Genomic DNA, 18157 nt, shown 5'->3' with positions numbered 1-18157 from the left:
TAGCCATCGTTTCCAATGGTTATCCCCCACATCAGGGCAATTTCCCAGGCATTACTCACCCGTCCGCCGCTCGACGCCGTTAACGTCACCCGAAGGGTCAGTTAACTCGTTTCCGCTCGACTTGCATGTGTTAGGCCTGCCGCCAGCGTTCAATCTGAGCCATGATCAAACTCTTCAATTTAAGATTTTGTTCGGCTCAATGAATACTGACTTTAAACTACCTTTTCTCTAGAAATAGAGAAGCAATCTAAAGCTATTATCGTTCCAACAGAACGATAATGAATTGACTGTGCCAAGTCTTTCGACTTGATTGGTCACTCAGTTCATTGAAAACCTAATTTGAAACCGAAGTTTCTAATTTGATTATCATCAACGAGTGCCCACACAGATTGATAGGTCTATATTTTTAAAGAACATTTTCTAACTCTCGAGCCGCTTCGCGCCTCGTCGTTAGGGGTGCGTATCTTACGCTTCCCGTTTTGAGAGTCAAGCATTTTTTCAAACTTTCTTTTCTCTCTCAACCGACTCAGCTTTGTGACTTTCGTCTCACTCCGTGTCGGTGAGGCGGCATTATAGAGATCACGCAAACTATGACAAGTGTTTTTTTGAATTTATTTTCCGTTCGTTCAAAAAGCCATCGACTCGATGTTTTTTCGATAAAAATTCAACATTTGAAATACATCACACCAATTAATTGGAAAAATCACACTCAACTACGTAATATTCCTATATCTATTTGTTAACGATAGATGCCATTATTCGCAAATAAAAAGTAGTACTTTAATATGGACTCCAATAAATCTCTTTTTCTGGTAGTAGCGATCGCAATATTAGGCGGTATTGTTTTTTCTCAATTCGTTGATATGCCACCAGCTCTCGCTTTTGTCATCGGTGTAGTAGCCACCTTCTTTGTTGTTAAGTTTTCTACTGCTTCACCAACACCATCTGCAGAATCTACTAAGTCGACTAAAACACTCTATGTCGGTAATCTTCCTTATAAGGCTAACGAATCCCACGTAAAAGAACTCTTTGCTGAGCATGGAGAGGTATTTGCTGTCAGATTAATGAAGGATAAGCGCACGGGTAAACGTCGTGGATTTGGTTTTGTTGTGATGGCGAGCTCCGATGCGAAAGCCGCAATCAACGCTCTAAATGAAAAGGATTATATGCAACGCACTTTAAAGGTTCGTATTGCTAATGATCCGAAGCATCCTGAATCGGCAACAACTGAACAGGAGTAAAACAGAGTTGTCGTAGTGCTTTATTTAGTGCTTCTTCTTCAAAAGGAGGAGCACTACTAAACGCTTCTAATGTGCCCTGACTTGATAACCCGTGCTTAATTTCTAATAAGCTATCTACTCTTCGCGCAATTGCCTCTCCGGAATCAACCAACTCTACATTTTTACCTAACACCAATGATATCTCTTCTCTAATCAGAGGAAAGTGAGTACAGCCCAACACGGCAACGTCAACTTCACCTTTTATTGGAGATAATATGTGTTCCAATTCTTGAAGGTCGACGGATTCATTCCTGAGCTTTTGTTCTGCCATTTCAACTAAGCGGCTATCACCAATCAGCTTCACTTCTTTATCTGTCGCGAAATTGCGGATTAAGTCATGGGTGTATTGGCGAGTGATGGTCGCAGGGGTCGCGATCAGACCTACAGCGGTTTTAGAAAGCAATGAGGCAGGTTTAATGGCGGGTACCACTCCCACCACAGGAATATCTATCTGTTGTCTCAAGTGCGGAAGCACAATGGTACTTGCCGTATTACAAGCAATAACGACAATATCAATCGTCTTACGCTGCATCATTTGCTGCACCAAAGTACAAGTGCGACTAATGAGCGTTTCTGGCGCTAGTTCACCATAAGGATAGGCTTCATTGTCAAACAGGTAGATGTAGTTTTCGTAAGGTAAACGTTGGACGATTTCTTTAAATACAGAAAGCCCACCCACACCAGAGTCAAATATCAGTATATTTCTTCGATTCATTGATTAACGCATTATGCTCACTACTAACCTGTTCGCTAACATGATACTCATAACGCGATTGTCGGTAAACTTAACCGCGATGTTCTGACTCAACGCTGTATCTTAGATGACTAAATCTAGGCCCCGATTCAATTTTGATAGGCTTGATTGAAATAGGATGGCTAAAATATTTCGAATTACAAACTAACGTATGGAACTCTCCATCTTCTCCACAAGGATCAACATTAATCGGTAATTGTTGAATCAACTCTTCGGTATATCGTACACCGCACAGTGATTCCGAAAGCACGCTCCTGTCTATGGTGACCAATACCGCTTCAATCCCTCTATGGACAATCTCTTGCGCGAGTTTCGAACTGCACTCCCCCATCAAAGGGAAAACAGCCTCTAGCCCTGCGGGTTCGACATAGCTTTTTCGATATTCCATGATACCATTACAGAACATATCACCGAACGCTATCCCATCTACTGATAAGCTAGATGATTTAACCCCCTCAATAACAAGCGATTGATAAACGTCATTAGGCGGAAAGACTTCTGGTAACTCTATGGAGACCAACGGCATACCCAATCTATCAGCTTGTAATTGGACCACTTCTAAAGGAGTGACTTGAAAGGGCACCTCGCCCCTGACATGAGTAGTGTAAAGACCAACCACATTATAGTCTGGCGATTCCATTAGCCGTTCGAATGTGAGCGTCGAGTCTTTACCCGATGACCAACTAATGATGATATTTCTCATAGATATTCGTTAGCAGGGAGGCAAAGCCCCCCTGTTTATTACTTAAAATTGGTAAGATGTCTGCAGGAACCAAACTCGACCCTGAGCTTTATAATCCGTCGCCGTTTCGTACTCTTTATCAAACAGGTTCTCTACTCGCCCTGACAACAACCAATTTGGTGTCAAATTGTAGTTCGCTGCGATATCCCAAATGACGTAACCAGGCAATCGATCCAAATTACTTGGATCAGAGTAGCGTTCACCCTGGTAAAGCATCCCTAACGAAGCATTCCAGTTATCCGTGATATAAAAACCTCGCCAACTTGCCGTTTCTTTTGCTCTTCTTGCCAGTTGTAGACCTTTCGAATCTTTTGGATCCATATAGCCTAGTGACACATCATGAGAGATAAAACCCGTTTGGAATTGTGCATCAAATTCTACGCCTTTAATCGTTGCATCAACATTCTCAGGCGTCCAGATTGGCGGATAATAGATAATCATATTATCTATTTCTGATTGATAGGCACTAAGACGCCAACTGATAAGGTCATGTACGCCATCAATACCAATTTCGGTTGATTTAGATTCTTGAGGCTTCAGATCAGGGTTACCAGAGTTTGGGTAATATAGATCGTTAAAAGTTGGCGCTTTAAATGCCGTACCGCTACTCACGTAAGCCCTCAACCCTTGCGTAAATTGCCAACCTAGAGCCAATGACCACGTGGTATGCTCACCATAACTCTCGTTGTCATCATGTCGAGCACTGGCGTCTAACATGAATGCTTGCCATCGTGAAGACGAGGTGACAAAGACCGCATTATTGGTTCGCGACTGCTTGGTGTATACCGTTGTACCGGTGACATTCTCATCCTCTAAATCCACGCCAGCATTGATCGTCCAATTCTCAGATACTGCAACAGCATTGATCCAGTTTGCGACATTTCTTCGAGTGACAAACGAGCTTTGTGACGCTGGGGAGGATTCTGGGTAATTCGTCGAGTCGGTTTTGTATTTGGTAAACCTTAACTTACTGCTCCAAAATGACGAGGTATAATAACCTTCCGTCGTCAATTGGTAGGAATCTAAATCAGCGCGATAACGTGAACCTTGGTCATACTGCGAGTAGCCTTGGTTGTAAACAATACTTGCATTCGCACCAAATGAATCACTAAAGCGGTGATCAATCCTAGCAACTAAATCTTGAGTATCGTAGCCATAGGTTTCCCCTTTGTCCGACGACGTGCCTTGACGAATATTGTATCCGTCACTGTGCTCTTTATTCAGGGTGACCTGCCCTTGAGTGTTATCGCCAATTTGACCAACAGAGCGCCAAGCTCCTTGATAGTAGCCATCACCGCCAACGCCTGCGATTCCTTTATGTACTGACTCGCCGGGTTCTGGTGTAGTGATGATATTTAATACACCGCCAATGGCATCCGCTCCGTACACCGCAGCTCTTGGTCCTCGAATCAACTCAACGCGTTCTATAATTACAGCTGGTATAGAAGATAGGTCAAAGCCACCAGCGGTTGCCGAGTTCACTCTAACACCATCGAGTAGCACTAGAGTATGCGCACTTTCTGTGCCTCTAAGAAACAGAGACGTACTTTGCCCTCTTCCTCCGTTCTGAGAGACTTGAACACCTGGAAGGTAACGTACAATATCAGTAAGAGATTTTGCTTGTGTTCTTTCAATATCGTCACGAGTCACCACGTCAATCGACGCGAGCACTTGACCAGCTGGTTGCTCGAAACGGTTGGCCGTCACTACCATTGTTTCATTAGCTTGACGAGTTTGCGCACTTGATTGAGATGCTTCAGCCAGTGAAAAAGAAGCATAAGAAGAGAGCGATGCAGCCACTGCTATCGCCAAAAATGATTTGTTCATTTGTTATGTTGTCCTAAATCGCGTAAGTCCTACCAAGCTAGCGTTGTTGTTGGTTAACGAAGCTTGGCTGCTGGCAGGTATTCGGACTCAAGAGCGTAAGGATCACAATGAACCCTAACCTACTGCCTCGACTTCCCGTAACTCGTACAGTGTCATTTGAGGGGTCGTTCTCTTTTACCGCTGCGCGTCAGTTCTGGATTTTCACCAGATTCCCTTTTCAGTGAGATTCCTTAGATATTCTCACACCAGCTAGGCGGGCATGGTATTAACAACATGATAATTTGTCTATAACAGATTGAACTAAGCTATAGATATCCAACTATATTGAGAGACAATTCTGGGAAAAACTGGACAACGACGGGAGATTGAATAAAATCTGCCCTCCTTTTAAAAACTCATTACCGACGATAGGCGACCACAATGGCAAATCTCGACTTCACTCCAGAAGGCTACCAACTTCAGCTCGACGAAAAATCTCAACGATTGATCGATATGATGGCGCCGTATTCTGCTCCTGAACTCGAAGTATTTACTTCTCCAGAGAAGCACTATCGCATGCGTGCAGAATTCCGAGTTTGGCACGAGGGAGAGGACATGTATTACATCATGTTCAATCAAGAGACTCGTGAAAAATATCGTGTTGACCAATTTCCAGCAGCAAGTCGCCTTATCAACGATTTGATGCCACTGCTTATGGATGCGATGAAAGGTAATGACGTTCTGCGTAAAAAGTTATTCCAAGTAGACTTTCTTTCGACACTGAGCGGCGAAGTTTTGGTTTCTCTTTTGTATCACCGCCAGTTAGATGATGCTTGGAAAAAAGAAGCAAAAGTACTGAAGCAGCGCCTTAATGATGAAGGGTTCAAACTCAACCTCATTGGCCGAGCTCGTAAAATGAAAATCGTCTTAGACCAAGACTATGTGCTAGAGACCTTACATGTAAATGGTCAGCCTTATCACTACCAACAAGTAGAAAACAGCTTTACCCAACCAAACGGTCCAGTTGCTCAGAAAATGTTGGAATGGGCGGTAGACTGTACTCAAGAAAGTAAAGGTGACTTACTGGAGCTTTACTGTGGCAACGGTAACTTTTCACTTGCGTTGGCGCAAAATTTTGAACGCGTTCTCGCGACAGAGCTAGCCAAGCCCTCTGTTGACTCAGCGCAATTCAATATCGCTGCAAACAAGATTGATAATGTACAAATCATCCGGATGTCTGCTGAAGAGTTTACCGAAGCGATGGAAGGAAAGCGTGAGTTCCGCCGTCTACAGCAACAGAATGTCAACTTGAAGAGCTACAACTGCAATACGATTTTTGTCGATCCACCACGTGCAGGTATGGATATTGATACATGTAAGATGGTGCAAGGTTACCAACGTATTCTGTATATTTCGTGTAATCCAGAGACACTGAAAGACAATTTGGATGTATTGAGTGAAACGCACACTATCACTCGATTTGCACTCTTCGATCAGTTCCCGTTTACACACCACATCGAAGCGGGCGTGTTGCTAGAACGTAAAGCGTAATCTGCCGCTGCGTATATAAAAAAACGAGCCACTAGTGGCTCGTTTTTTTATTCAAGGACATTAACCATGCCTACTAGGCTTCTTTCATAATGTAGCCAAGTTTCTTACCAATCCAGAATAGCAACACCAAGACGACAATGATCGCGAAGAAGTTGGAACCAGCTTCTGGATACTGGGCTTTAGTGAACGCCGAATGACCAAATGCACCAACAAAAAATGCGGCCAGACCTACCATAGGGAAGTCTTCTGGAATTGGGTTCTTTAGATATTCTTGGTATAGCGCTTGTACAGAGAGAACAAGTGCTATCAGAGGGAAAATAGAGAATGTTACTTCACTAACCGTTAGCCAAGACAACATTGCATTACCACACATACCAGCGATCAGCGCTAGCACTAGGGTTTTCTTACCGCTATTACGGCTTTCGGAGGATACTTCATTGGACATTAATTCAACCCTTCTTTTTGACGGTTTCTTTCACGTTCTTTGCGATACCAGTGTGCGCCTTTGGCAACTATCCTAAGTTGGACAATTAACCTCTCTGCCAGTTCATATCTTTCTTTCTTATTAAGATCGAGTGCTTCAGCACCTGAACTGAATACCAAGATAACTGAAGCCTCGGCCTGAGCGATTGCTTCATCACGGTCCATGCCCGTGCTCACAAGGTATTCGGTTAATTCTGCTGAAAAATGCTGGATCTCACGAGCAACTGCGGCTCGAAAGTCAAATGACGTACCCGAACGCTCTCGCAACAATAAGCGAAATACGTTAGGGCTACTTTCAATGAACTCCATAAAGGTTTCAACCGAAGTACGAATCACACTGCCTTCTTTGACAATACGTTGGCGCGCTTGTCGCATCAATTGTCTCAGCAACAAGCCTCCTTCATCTACCATGGTGAGTCCCAATTCATCCATGTCTTTGAAGTGACGATAAAAGGATGTTGGTGCAATACCAGCCTCTCTTGCCACTTCGCGTAAACTCAAATTTGAAAAGCTGCGATCAGCACTTAACTGACTAAAAGCAGCATCGATCAATGAACGACGCGTTTTCTCTTTTTGTTGTGCACGGATACCCATTGATTTCATGTGTTACCTAGGTTTACTTGTTGACTACCATTCAAACGGTAATTGAGGGAGTGCTGGTAATATAGCGCGAATAGCCTGTTTGTATAAGTCTATGCAAAAGGATTTTTAATAAAACACTTTGTACGTCTCACTTCCCTTCACAACCGGCACATTCTATAAAATTGACGCTATATGAAGTTTAGACCACGTAAACCACGTAAACCACGTAAACCACCACAACTTAAGACAATTCCCGTGATCTTTCACACCCTATCACGGCAACTGGGTTTACCGAGGTTAATAATCCGTTAGAATCTCGCTAATAAGAATTTAAGTAATGTTAACGCCGCAATCACTGCTGTTGTGCCCCAATAGGTTGGTCTAACAGTAGACACTTTGCGTGATGCAGTTAGGTACAACGAGGATATACACTATGAGTCGCTCCAAACATTTTGATGCCATCGTGATAGGAAGTGGTCCCGGTGGTGAAGGTGCCGCTATGGGACTGACTAAAGCGGGGCTAAACGTCGCTATCATAGAAAAGGAAAGCAGCGTTGGCGGTGGATGTACTCACTGGGGGACTATCCCATCCAAAGCGCTCAGGCACGCAGTGAGTCGTATTATCGAGTTTAACAGCAACCCATTGTTTTGTTGCAATAACACCAGCCTACACTCTACCTTCTCTAATATTCTTGGTCATGCCAAAACTGTAATAGATAAACAGACTCGACTGCGCCAAGGGTTTTATGACCGCAACGAATGTACGTTACTGTTTGGTACAGCTCGATTTGTGGATGCAAATACACTGGAAGTCACGAAAACCGACGGCACCGTCGATAGCTACACCGCCGACAAATTTGTTATCGCAACAGGCTCTAGACCTTATCGCCCAGACGATGTCGACTTTAGTCATCCTCGCATTTACGACAGTGACTCAATTTTGTCACTGGAACATGACCCAAGACACATCATTATTTACGGTGCGGGGGTTATTGGCTGTGAATACGCCTCTATCTTCCGTGGCTTAGATGTCAAAACAGACCTTATTAATACCCGTGAGCGTTTGCTGGCATTTCTAGACAATGAAATGTCTGATTCACTGTCGTACCATTTCTGGAACAGCGGCATGATGATTCGTAATGATGAAACCTATGCCAAAATTGAAGGGACCGAAGACGGCGTCATCATTCACCTGAACTCAGGGAAGAAGATGCGCGCCGACTGCTTGCTGTATGCGAATGGTCGAACTGGCAATACTGATGCTTTGAATTTGCCTGCCGTGGGCCTAAGTGCTGATTCTCGCGGTCAATTGAAAGTCGATAGTAACTATCAAACCGAGGTTGACCACGTCTATGCCGTCGGTGATGTGATTGGCTACCCAAGCTTGGCGAGTGCTGCTTATGACCAAGGCCGATTCGTCGCCCAAGCCATTACTCGAGGTGAAGCAGACGGTAAGCTGATTGAGGACATTCCTACGGGTATCTACACTATCCCAGAAATCAGCTCCGTCGGAAAAACAGAGCAAGAGCTTACGGAGGCCAAAGTCCCTTATGAAGTGGGGCGTTCTTCGTTTAAACACCTGGCTCGTGCTCAGATTGCAGGCAAAGACGTGGGAAGCTTGAAGATTTTATTCCACCGCGAAACCAAAGAGATATTAGGTATTCATTGTTTCGGTGAGCGTGCTGCGGAAATCATTCACATCGGCCAAGCGATCATGGAGCAAAAAGGTGAAGCCAATACCATCGAGTACTTTGTGAATACCACCTTTAACTACCCAACCATGGCTGAAGCTTACCGCGTAGCGGCACTTAATGGTTTGAATCGCTTATTCTAATGTTTAGCGAAAGTATAGAAAAAGCGGCTTCATAGCCGCCTTTTTTAGGCTTCGAGGAAGGTTTTGCTGCGCCATTGATGCAAAAAGATCATGGCTAACCCAAAGCCCCTCATTCCCATAAAACTCAACATGGCTAACCAAAGTGCATGGTTACCCATTCCACTTGTTATGTAGAAAATGGTAAAGAAGCTACAGGTCGCAACAAACATACTGTTTCTCATGTCTCGACCTTTAGTTGCGCCAATAAAGATGCCATCAAACAAAAAACACCACATCGACACCAAAGGCATAGCGACCAACCATGGTAAGAACACCGACGCTTGTTGCTGCACATTTGGAATAGTGGTGATTAAGCCAATCAAATTGCTGCCCCACACCATAAAGACCAATGTAAGACCACTACAAATAATCACACTCCAAAAGAAGGTCGCTAGCAGTGACTCAGTCAGCGCGGTTCGACTCTTTGCACCTATCGCCTTTCCGACCATGGCTTCCATCGCATAAGCAAAACCATCCATGCCATAAGAGATGATCATTAAAAAGCTCATCAACACAGCGTTAGCAGCCACAATGTCATCACCAAAAGCCGCCCCTTGGAAGGTCATAAAGCTAAACGTAGCTTGTAGGCAGAGAGAGCGTAAGAAAATATCTCGGTTCAGTTTTACAAACCGACCAATATCACTGGCGACATCGGACAGCAAAGAGCGTATAGCAGGTAACTTGCAGTGGCTCCAAGTGCGCCATACACACCAGAGTCCGAAAGCACAACCCGAGTAATCGGCGAGCACAGATGCTAACGCCGCCCCTTCGACTTTCCAGCCAAATCCAATAACAAAAAGCACATCAAGCGCAATGTTGACGACATTGGTGATAATGACCATCCACATCGGTGCTTTGGCATTTTGTGTGCCTAGCAACCAACCCAGTAGTACAAAGTTGAGTAGTGACGCGGGCGCACTCCAAGCACGGATCGAAAAATACTGGTGACCATAGTATTTCACATCCTCACTAGCACTACTCAATGAGAAGACAAGATCGGCGATGACGCTGTGCAGCAATAAAAATACCAACGCAAAGCTCAACGCCATCAGTGTTCCCTGCAAAAATACTAAGGCTAGCTGTCGATTATCCTGAGCACCAAAAGATTGAGCTGTCAGCCCAGTTGTCGACATTCTAAGAAAGCCGAGTAGCCAAAAGGTCACACTGATCATCGTGCTACCGAGTGCCACGCCTCCGAGATACCAAGAATGCTCTAAATGACCAATAACTGCGGCATCCACTAACCCAAGAAGCGGCACGGTAATATTCGAAAGCACCATGGGAATGGCTAATAGCAAGACCCGACGATGAAGTTCAAGATTGGACAGAGTAGAGAAATATTGTCGAAACACGCAGACCCCAAAAACAACACCACCATAGAAACTATAGTGGTGGTTAAAAAATAGTTGGGACTATAGTAGCGTTAATTGACCTTCGGTTCCTACTCTTACCATTCAACATTAATCACGTTCGGTGTTAATCGATGTTTATATAGCGGCAGTTTTGCGATGATGCGCTGCCACTTCGACCAACGCTGACAGTGTTGGTCAATAGGTGAAAGGAGTGACACTTTATGAATCCATGGCAGCCAGTTCAACAATCGCTCTGTGGGACGACGCAAACCATGTTGATAACGCTCACAGCCCATCTTTTTACCTAGGCGCGAGGTCGTCAAATCACCAGCCAATACCACACATGCCTGAGCATGTTGAAAATAACAACCGATAGATTGGATAAAGTGTGCAATTCGGTTTTCTCTGCGTTCTAGAAGAGCCTGCTCACAAACCACTAGTACAGGCCTGTCATTGGGAACCGACAACGAATGAAGCCAGCTCATATCATCAATAGAGCCACACTTTAGCTGGTAACGCTCACTCTTGTGGAACAATCGTTGTCGCCACACTAGGTGTTCATTGGTGTCCACTTCAACCCAATGGCAACGACCATTATCAAGGCGGTAGAATCGGGTATCGAGTCGTGCTCCAACATTAATTACCCAACCATCGGGGTTAGTTTCTAAAAAGCGTTTAACTTGCAGATCACAAATTTGCGTCAGAGTGGCGTAGAGAAGCTGGCTTTGGTCTACATTACCAGTAAGACATTCGGGGGCAAGATGACAACGACGGCAAGCATGAGCTGCAATAGGGTCATAAATAATGCCATCATCTAACAGGCTTTCGCGACTTCGAAACCAAAGAGGTCGAAGCAACTTAGTTGGCACATCAAAATGCTCTGACTCACGACTCGTTTGATTTTTCATGTTCCACCCTCCGAAAGAGCACAAATGATAATCGATATCAATTAACTTAACAAGACAAATGATAACTAATGTCATTTAACTTGTGCGCAGACGTAAAAAAAGCGACAGGAAGACCTGTCGCTTTCTATCGCCATTCGGCGAAACTGTTAGCATCTTTTGACGCTTCACAAATATCCGTTTGTTATTTGTGCTTCCACTGCTAATTCTTGTTTGTCATCATCCTGATGCGTTTTCGCGTTCCCTAGCAAAGCCATTTGCGCGAGTTCTTCCTAAACCCTGTCCATCTATGTTCTCGTCCTGAGAAAAGTTGACCATCCTTATCCGCTTACACTCCTAGTGCAAGCCAATCCGTTGCGCTTTCTCTAACTATCCTAGTTAGACATCCATGAAAACCATCTTGGTCTGAAATCCGTGTGTCTACTTCCTGTCGACAAGAGATAATTTACCTGAGCGCGAATTGAAAACAACCTGCAGAGCACTTTTTTTCATGTTGCCTTTACAGAAAAACAAACTAAAAACATTAATTTCAAACACTTACAAACAATGACAGGCAATTTAGTGACAGCAAGTATGGCAAATCTCTCACAACCTCATCAGCCAAATAGAACAATGAGAGCGACACGCTTAACGACCGACTAGTGAGATAAGTCACCAAAAACAACAATGCCCCTTCATTCGAAGGAGCATTGTTCGCTCGGTTTGGCATAAAGAAACTATGGTTGGGCTGCTAAGTTGTTGCAACGTTGAATTGGATTAGTGTAGACCGCCTACATACTTAGATAGAGTGTCGATATCATCATCATTCAGCTTCTTAGCGATATCACGCATCATAGCGTTCATATCATTAGCACGATCACCGCTGCGGAATTTTTCTAATTGAGCTTTCACATATTCGGCATGCTGACCTGAAATCTTAGGGAAACCAGACAGCTCTGTACCATTACCACGAGGGCCATGACAAGCAATACAAGCCGTGATACCACGTTCAGAGTCGCCTGCCATGTACAGCACTTTGCCTTGGTCAACGACATTTTCAGGCGTACTATTAGGAGCTAGAGGCATTGAAGAGTAGTACGCAGCCAAATCTGCCATATCTTGTTCCGTGAGTGGCATAGCCATACCACTCATCACTGGATCGTAACGACCTTGCTTACCGCTACTCGTCATGCCGAGTTTCAGATCTTTTAGTTGTTTTTCAATATATTTGGCGTGTTGACCAGCAATGCTAGGGTACATAGTCAACTGACTGTTACCATCAGTTCCATGACACGCAACACAGGTTTGGGATTTTGCTTTACCAGCTTCAATATCGCCTTGGGCCCATACTGAGCAGCTGACTACAAGACTCAAGATTAGCGCTAATTTTTTCATGACATTCCATTATAATTATTAAGCTTCCAGTACCACTATACGCCTCGTACGACCCTACAAACCGGTGCCAAAAGGACAAAGTGAGGTAACACGGGCAATTAATACCGTTCATGGTACAATGTGTGGCCATATGCCGAGCACGGTTATTTTACACAATTTCACAAAAAAGTAATCAATCGACTACACAAAGTCGAGATGGAGTTAACAGTGAGCGTAAAAATTCATTATCAAAACACGCATTTCATAACAAGTGCACCAGATATTCGTCACTTGCCAGAAGATGAAGGAATCGAAATCGCGTTTGCAGGACGCTCCAATGCAGGTAAATCCAGTTCACTAAATCGTTTAACGAATCAACGAGCTCTGGCTAAAACCAGTAAAACTCCTGGTCGTACTCAACTTATCAACTTATTTAAGGTTGACGAAGGCTGTCATATTGTTGACTTACCTGGATACGGCTTTGCTCAAGTACCTCTAGAGATGAAGAAGAAGTGGCAAAAGTCACTGGGTGAGTACTTACAAAAACGCAAGTGTTTAAAAGGTCTAGTGGTGTTAATGGATATTAGACACCCAATGAAAGATCTCGACCAACAACTTATTCAATGGGCGGTAGAATCGCACATTCCGGTGCAAGTACTGTTAACGAAAGCGGACAAGCTCAAAAGTGGGGCGCGTAAAGCTCAAGTGCTTAAAATTCGTGAATCAGCGCTAGCATTTGGTGGCGATGTTCAAGTAGACGCCTTCTCCTCATTAAAAGGAATCGGTGTTGATCAACTGCGCAACAAACTGGATACATGGTTCGCTCCAGCATTTGAAATGTTAGAAGACGATATCAACAACGATATCGAAGAAGAGTAAGCCCCGAAACAAAACTCCCCGCCATCCTGGCAGGGCAATGGGAGAGAGAAGATTTAGTTATTGTTTGCAAAAAGAATCTATCAACTTCGTTGATAATTCAATTACCTACTCCGCAAAATGTGAGCTAATCTTCTCCACCACCTTCAATCCCCACCGTAAAAACCCTCAACCTATTCTTTATTTTTCATATAGTTATAAGAAATCCACCAAGCTCGATAGCGCGCTTAGTTCTATGTGTAAATTATCAAGATTGTGAAGGTCGTTAAATTACAATTTGAATGGGAAATTTACGTAAAAATCGAAGAAAAGTAACGAGAAATTTCGGAAAGATTGCTACGGATAAAATTTTCTTTGCCACAAGAAAAAACGCCCCAGTCAAATACTGACTGGGGCGGCTGAATCAGCCTAATCCAATAACGTGAAACAAAAGGTCTGAAAGATAGAACATCTTACCTCTGTACCCTACGTGTTCTAATGTACAACAACTGGTCAGAAAATGAAACCGTTTTTGTAGTTTTTTTTCAGGAAAGTTTTGTTAATAGACATAACTGTTTTACGTCTAAAAACTTTTTTAATGGTAAAAAAAAGCCAACGACTGTGCGATGGCTCATGTTTATTTACTCAAATTGCTCAAAAATTGTCTAGTGCGCCTGATCCCAGTTGTCGCCGTGACCAGCTTCAGCGACCAAGGGAACATCAAGCTCTGCTGCTGATTCCATCAATTTCTGTATTTTACTTTCAATTTCGCTCAAAGATGACGATTCCACTTCAAATACCAGTTCATCGTGTACTTGCATAAGAAGCTTAACTTTACCTTCACCCTCAGCTTGCACCCACTCATCAACAAGCAACATCGCTTTCTTGATGATGTCCGCAGCCGTACCTTGCATAGGCGCATTAATCGCCGCTCGTTCCGCTGCTTTACGACGCATGCCATTACGCGACTTAATTTCTGGTAGATGTAAGCGGCGACCAAAAATGGTTTCCACATAACCTTTTTCAGCGGCAAGTGCACGCGTGTCTTCCATGTACTGCATCACGCCAGGATAACGCTCAAAGTAAGTATCCATATATTGCTGTGCTTCACCACGAGGAATACCCAACTGCTTAGATAGCCCGAATGCACTCATCCCATAGATAAGACCAAAGTTGATTGCTTTGGCACGGCGACGTTGTTCACTTGTCACCTGTTCAATATCAACGCCAATGATCTCCGCCGCTGTTGCTGCGTGAATATCTTTACCGTTTTTGAATGCATCCAACAGAGCTTTATCCCCAGATAAATGCGCCATGATTCTCAGTTCAATTTGAGAATAGTCGACAGCCAAGATCTTCCAGCCATGCGGTGCAATAAACGCCTGACGAATACGACGCCCCTCTTCATTACGAATTGGGATATTCTGTAAGTTTGGATCGGTCGATGACAAACGTCCCGTCGCCGTTACCGCTTGGTGATAAGACGTATGAACACGACCGGTTTCTGCATTAATCATCTTCGGTAGCTTATCGGTATAGGTCGATTTTAGCTTGGCTAAACCGCGATGTTCCAAGATCAGTTTTGGCAGCGGATAATCTAGTGCAAGTTCTTGTAATACTTCTTCATTGGTAGATGGCGCACCTGATGGCGTCTTCTTGATGACCGGTAAGCCCATTTTTTCAAAGAAAATAGTTTGTAGCTGTTTTGGAGAGCTTAAGTTGAACTCTTGTCCAGCAATCTCAAATGCTTTGTGCTCAAGCTCATCTAATCTTGCAGCGATTTCCTGCGATTGCGCACCTAACAACATATCATCAATGAGTACACCCGTACGTTCAATACGAGAAAGTACTGGCACCAAAGGTACTTCAATCTCTTGATAAACACGATTCAGCGCTTCATTTTTCTCTAACTCTGCATTCAAACGCTGATGAAGTCGGAATGTCACGTCAGCATCCTCAGCCGCATAAGGGGAGGCTTGCTCAAGATCGATCTGGTTAAAGGTGAGCTGCGCTTTACCTTTGCCCGCAATTTGCTCGAATGAGATACAACTGTGTTGTAAGAAGCGCAAAGCAAGGCTATCCATGTCATGTTTGCCACCAACACTGTTGTAGACGTAAGATGCCAACATGGTGTCAAACTTGATGCCTTTAAGTTTAATATCGTAACGAGCTAATACACTCGCATCGTATTTTAGATTTTGCCCAACTTTCGCAATGGCTTCATCTTCTAATAGCGGCTTTAACTGCTCTAGGACCCATTGACGATCAAGTTGTTCTGGTGCGCCAATATAGTCATGAGCGACAGGGACATATGCCGCTACGCCGTCTTCAATCGCAAATGACAGACCAACAAGGTTTGCCACCATATAATCTAGGCTATCGGTCTCGGTATCAAAAGCGATCACTGGTGCGGATTTCAACTTATCCAGCCACTGGTTGAAGCTCTCTTCCGTTAGAATGGTTTCGTAGGCACTGCGATCGATAATGACTTGTGAGGTGTCCATTTCAGATGGCTCGCTACTGGCCGATGAACCGGTGCTCTTACGTGCACTGCTCTCTACCGCTTCCACTTCACCAGTACCACCTTCAAGCAACTCATTTAACCAAGACTTGAAGGTCAGCTGCCCGTACAGTTTGGTCAGCTCATCTACGTTAGGTTGCTGCTTCAAAAGAGAATCAGGAGTGCAATCTAGCTCCACGTCCAGCTTAATCGTCGCTAATTCATAGGACAACATGGCATTGTCTTTATGCTCTGTCAGTTTCTTAACCATGGTTTTAGAGCCACGGAAGCCAAGTGGCGCGATATCATCGAGACGTTCATAAAGATCTTTGATTCCACCAATACCTTGAAGCAATGCCGTCGCGGTTTTATCACCGACACCAGGGACGCCTGGGATGTTATCCACTTTATCGCCCATAAGTGCGAGATAATCGATGATAAGCTCTGGTGGAATACCAAACTTCTCCACCACTCCTTCTCGATCCATCACTACGTTGGTCATGGTATTGATCAACGTAACATTGTCGTCTACAAGCTGAGCCATATCTTTATCACCGGTACTAATCAGCACAGGCATACCTGCTAGCGATGCTTGATGGGCCAAGGTACCGATAACGTCATCCGCTTCCACACCCGGTACACAGATCAATGGAAGACCCATGGCTCTAATCACATTATGCAAAGGCTCAATCTGACATCTCAAATCATCCGGCATTGGAGGACGGTTTGCCTTGTATTCCGGATACATATCATCGCGGAACGTCTTACCTTTCGCATCAAACACCACCGCAATTCGCTCAGAAGCAAATTGACGCATCATACTTCTAAGCATGTTAACGACGCCATAAACCGCATTGGTTGGTATTTCACCATTGCTCATTGTTTCTGGGTAGGCGTGGAAAGCTCGATAGAGATAGGAAGATCCGTCAATGAGAATCAGTGGGTTGTCTGGTATATGAGCCATGTCTAATTATCCAAGATTGCAGGTTATTGGCTATAAGAATGCCACGTCTGATGATACTATGCCACGACCTTTCACTGTCTATATACACAGCTTGAGAATAATATTGGCAATTACCGCACCGCCACCTGTGGATAAGTCTGTTTATATAGTTATTTTAACAAAAAGTGGATAACTAAAAAATGGAGAGAAGTTTATTATAATGCTTTGTTTTTAAAAGACTTTAGATCAGATCTGAGTGTATAACTATGATCCTTGCAGGATCAAGCAATGTGGAAAACCTTCTTTTACAGAAAGTAATCGCTGCAGAATTATGTTCTATTTTTGGCTGCTCAAATAATGCACAATAACTAGGCAGAAAAAAAGCGACATCATCGATGTCGCCTAGCAAAAATAGGAGGAGGTTATCTCATTACCTGAGTACGACTAACCAACCAAAAAGCTATAAATACACTGGAAGCAATGTGAGCAATGTCGTGTCAAAAAGAACCAAGTTTGATTACAAACCAGCCACTAGAGCAACCGAAGTAATCAGAACCTTTTTCCTTAGGACGAGCTAATAGTAATCATTCTCATTTAAGTCGTCAACAACTCATTGAGAATTTTTCTCATTAAATTGCTCCAACTGTACTTATCTAAAGAATTAGCTCGATTTTACAAGTACTTAATAAACTTAATTCTTGATTCTATTATTGGCTGTTTCTGCTCGCAATCGTAGATAAAGTAGCCATTTTTTATGAGTAGTCTTAGCATTGAAGGAAATTGATTACGTGACTTAACGGTTATGTGTTGGTAGCCCTGCTGCTTTGCCCAGTGTTCTTGATATTCCATCAAGATTTGAGCGACCCCTTGCTTTCTTGCCAATGGAGAGACGCCACCAAACCAACTATAGAAATTGGCATCATCGACTTGATAGCCGATTTTAAAGCCAAGCAGTTTACCATCGTTTTCTGCCACTAACGTTAGGTGCTTTTTACTTTCCAAACGTGCTTGAAGACTCGCTACGCTCTCTTTTTGAGCAAATTCATCAATAAGTTCCACAATACTCACGACTTCTTCAAGCGTTCCTTCTCTTATCAACATTGATTCACTCCTAACTATTATCAATGAAACTAAAAAAGCCGGCTGAAACAACCGGCTTTTTACACTGCTCTATTGAG

15 protein-coding genes, 1 rRNA gene and 1 riboswitch are annotated in these 18157 nt (G+C 43.7%); of the genes, 4 read left to right on the top strand and 12 right to left on the bottom strand.

The annotated features are described in order from the left end of the window. Positions 1-181: ribosomal RNA gene (locus VTH8203_RS13780) — 16S ribosomal RNA — on the bottom strand; the annotation flags it as partial. A gap of 604 nt (positions 182-785) precedes the next feature. Here VTH8203_RS13780 and VTH8203_RS13775 point away from each other — a divergent pair. Then, positions 786-1241 carry an RNA recognition motif domain-containing protein gene (locus tag VTH8203_RS13775; protein WP_096994192.1) on the top strand — a complete coding sequence of 152 codons (456 nt, stop codon included), beginning with the start codon at positions 786-788 and terminating at the stop codon, positions 1239-1241. Here the strand turns inward: VTH8203_RS13775 and murI are convergent. From murI to VTH8203_RS13760, 3 genes are all read right to left on the bottom strand, one after another. Then, positions 1195-1995 (bottom strand): glutamate racemase, encoded by an 801-nt coding sequence (gene murI, locus VTH8203_RS13770; protein WP_096994191.1) that lies wholly within the window; start codon positions 1993-1995, stop codon positions 1195-1197. The genes VTH8203_RS13775 and murI overlap by 47 nt on opposite strands. A 70-nt stretch (positions 1996-2065) precedes the next feature. After that, positions 2066-2737 carry a Dph6-related ATP pyrophosphatase gene (locus VTH8203_RS13765; RefSeq protein WP_096994190.1) on the bottom strand — a complete coding sequence of 224 codons (672 nt, stop codon included), beginning with the start codon at positions 2735-2737 and terminating at the stop codon, positions 2066-2068. Between the two features lie 42 nt (positions 2738-2779). After that, positions 2780-4603 (bottom strand): TonB-dependent receptor domain-containing protein, encoded by a 1824-nt coding sequence (locus tag VTH8203_RS13760; RefSeq protein ID WP_096994189.1) that lies wholly within the window; start codon positions 4601-4603, stop codon positions 2780-2782. Between the two features lie 55 nt (positions 4604-4658). Next, positions 4659-4868: riboswitch (cobalamin riboswitch) on the bottom strand. Between the two features lie 155 nt (positions 4869-5023). Between VTH8203_RS13760 and trmA the strand changes: the two genes are divergently transcribed. Next, the gene (trmA, locus tag VTH8203_RS13755; protein WP_096994188.1) at positions 5024-6133 is read left to right on the top strand and encodes a tRNA (uridine(54)-C5)-methyltransferase TrmA; all 1110 of its coding nucleotides are present in this window, start codon (positions 5024-5026) and stop codon (positions 6131-6133) included. A gap of 73 nt (positions 6134-6206) precedes the next feature. Here the strand turns inward: trmA and VTH8203_RS13750 are convergent, their stop codons facing one another. Both VTH8203_RS13750 and fabR read right to left on the bottom strand, forming a co-directional pair. Then, positions 6207-6578 carry a YijD family membrane protein gene (locus VTH8203_RS13750; RefSeq protein WP_096994187.1) on the bottom strand — a complete coding sequence of 124 codons (372 nt, stop codon included), beginning with the start codon at positions 6576-6578 and terminating at the stop codon, positions 6207-6209. Next, a complete protein-coding gene (fabR, locus tag VTH8203_RS13745; RefSeq protein WP_006075522.1) occupies positions 6578-7219 on the bottom strand; it encodes an HTH-type transcriptional repressor FabR in 642 nt (213 codons plus the stop codon). Before fabR ends, VTH8203_RS13750 begins: the two co-directional genes overlap by 1 nt. Positions 7220-7631: 412 nt before the next feature. On the opposite strand from fabR, the gene sthA reads away from it, so the two are divergent. Beyond that, positions 7632-9032 carry a Si-specific NAD(P)(+) transhydrogenase gene (gene sthA / locus VTH8203_RS13740; protein ID WP_096994186.1) on the top strand — a complete coding sequence of 467 codons (1401 nt, stop codon included), beginning with the start codon at positions 7632-7634 and terminating at the stop codon, positions 9030-9032. A gap of 44 nt (positions 9033-9076) precedes the next feature. Here sthA and dinF read toward each other — a convergent pair whose 3' ends face one another. The 3 genes from dinF to VTH8203_RS13725 all read right to left on the bottom strand — a co-directional run bounded on the left by dinF (position 9077) and on the right by VTH8203_RS13725 (position 12702). Continuing rightward, on the bottom strand, positions 9077-10423 hold the full coding sequence (gene dinF / locus VTH8203_RS13735; RefSeq protein ID WP_096994185.1) for an MATE family efflux transporter DinF: 1347 nt from the start codon (positions 10421-10423) through the stop codon (positions 9077-9079). A gap of 95 nt (positions 10424-10518) precedes the next feature. Beyond that, positions 10519-11331, bottom strand: coding sequence for a class I SAM-dependent methyltransferase (locus VTH8203_RS13730; RefSeq protein ID WP_096994184.1), 813 nt, complete (start codon positions 11329-11331; stop codon positions 10519-10521). Positions 11332-12084: 753 nt separating this feature from the next. Further along, complete coding sequence (locus tag VTH8203_RS13725) at positions 12085-12702, bottom strand: c-type cytochrome (RefSeq protein WP_096994183.1); 618 nt, start codon at positions 12700-12702, stop codon at positions 12085-12087. 195 nt (positions 12703-12897) lie between these two features. Here VTH8203_RS13725 and yihA point away from each other — a divergent pair, with 195 nt between their 5' ends. Next, entirely contained in the window at positions 12898-13560 is a 663-nt protein-coding gene (gene yihA, locus VTH8203_RS13720) for a ribosome biogenesis GTP-binding protein YihA/YsxC (RefSeq protein ID WP_208617749.1), read from the top strand. A 400-nt stretch (positions 13561-13960) separates the two neighbouring features. On the opposite strand, the gene spfP is transcribed toward yihA, so the two are convergent. The 3 genes from spfP to VTH8203_RS13710 all read right to left on the bottom strand — a co-directional run bounded on the left by spfP (position 13961) and on the right by VTH8203_RS13710 (position 18080). Then, complete coding sequence (gene spfP / locus VTH8203_RS25710) at positions 13961-14008, bottom strand: small protein SpfP (protein WP_438356636.1); 48 nt, start codon at positions 14006-14008, stop codon at positions 13961-13963. A 193-nt stretch (positions 14009-14201) separates the two neighbouring features. After that, positions 14202-17000: a DNA polymerase I gene (gene polA / locus VTH8203_RS13715; protein WP_096994182.1), complete on the bottom strand. Its 2799-nt coding sequence runs from the start codon at positions 16998-17000 to the stop codon at positions 14202-14204. Positions 17001-17651: 651 nt separating this feature from the next. Further along, positions 17652-18080, bottom strand: a complete 429-nt coding sequence (locus VTH8203_RS13710) for a GNAT family N-acetyltransferase (RefSeq protein WP_096994181.1) — start codon at positions 18078-18080, stop codon at positions 17652-17654. Positions 18081-18157: the final 77 nt, after the last annotated feature.

The sequence above is a fragment of the Vibrio thalassae genome (genome assembly GCF_900089835.1).
Taxonomy (GTDB): domain Bacteria; phylum Pseudomonadota; class Gammaproteobacteria; order Enterobacterales; family Vibrionaceae; genus Vibrio; species Vibrio thalassae.
The sequence above is the reverse complement of the archived record's forward strand: the minus strand, read 5'-3'. Positions and strand labels throughout refer to the sequence as shown.

What these genes read in the sequence shown, in the direction of transcription:
- polA (WP_096994182.1), bottom strand. Translation starts at nt 17,000, where the DNA reads ATGGCTCATATACCAGACAACCCACTGATTCTCATTGACGGATCTTCC.
- VTH8203_RS13710 (WP_096994181.1), bottom strand. Translation starts at nt 18,080, where the DNA reads ATGTTGATAAGAGAAGGAACGCTTGAAGAAGTCGTGAGTATTGTGGAA.
- VTH8203_RS13775 (WP_096994192.1), top strand. Translation starts at nt 786, where the DNA reads ATGGACTCCAATAAATCTCTTTTTCTGGTAGTAGCGATCGCAATATTA.
- fabR (WP_006075522.1), bottom strand. Translation starts at nt 7,219, where the DNA reads ATGAAATCAATGGGTATCCGTGCACAACAAAAAGAGAAAACGCGTCGT.
- yihA (WP_208617749.1), top strand. Translation starts at nt 12,898, where the DNA reads ATGGAGTTAACAGTGAGCGTAAAAATTCATTATCAAAACACGCATTTC.
- VTH8203_RS13760 (WP_096994189.1), bottom strand. Translation starts at nt 4,603, where the DNA reads ATGAACAAATCATTTTTGGCGATAGCAGTGGCTGCATCGCTCTCTTCT.
- VTH8203_RS13750 (WP_096994187.1), bottom strand. Translation starts at nt 6,578, where the DNA reads ATGTCCAATGAAGTATCCTCCGAAAGCCGTAATAGCGGTAAGAAAACC.
- murI (WP_096994191.1), bottom strand. Translation starts at nt 1,995, where the DNA reads ATGAATCGAAGAAATATACTGATATTTGACTCTGGTGTGGGTGGGCTT.
- sthA (WP_096994186.1), top strand. Translation starts at nt 7,632, where the DNA reads ATGAGTCGCTCCAAACATTTTGATGCCATCGTGATAGGAAGTGGTCCC.
- VTH8203_RS13725 (WP_096994183.1), bottom strand. Translation starts at nt 12,702, where the DNA reads ATGAAAAAATTAGCGCTAATCTTGAGTCTTGTAGTCAGCTGCTCAGTA.
- VTH8203_RS13730 (WP_096994184.1), bottom strand. Translation starts at nt 11,331, where the DNA reads ATGAAAAATCAAACGAGTCGTGAGTCAGAGCATTTTGATGTGCCAACT.
- VTH8203_RS13765 (WP_096994190.1), bottom strand. Translation starts at nt 2,737, where the DNA reads ATGAGAAATATCATCATTAGTTGGTCATCGGGTAAAGACTCGACGCTC.
- trmA (WP_096994188.1), top strand. Translation starts at nt 5,024, where the DNA reads ATGGCAAATCTCGACTTCACTCCAGAAGGCTACCAACTTCAGCTCGAC.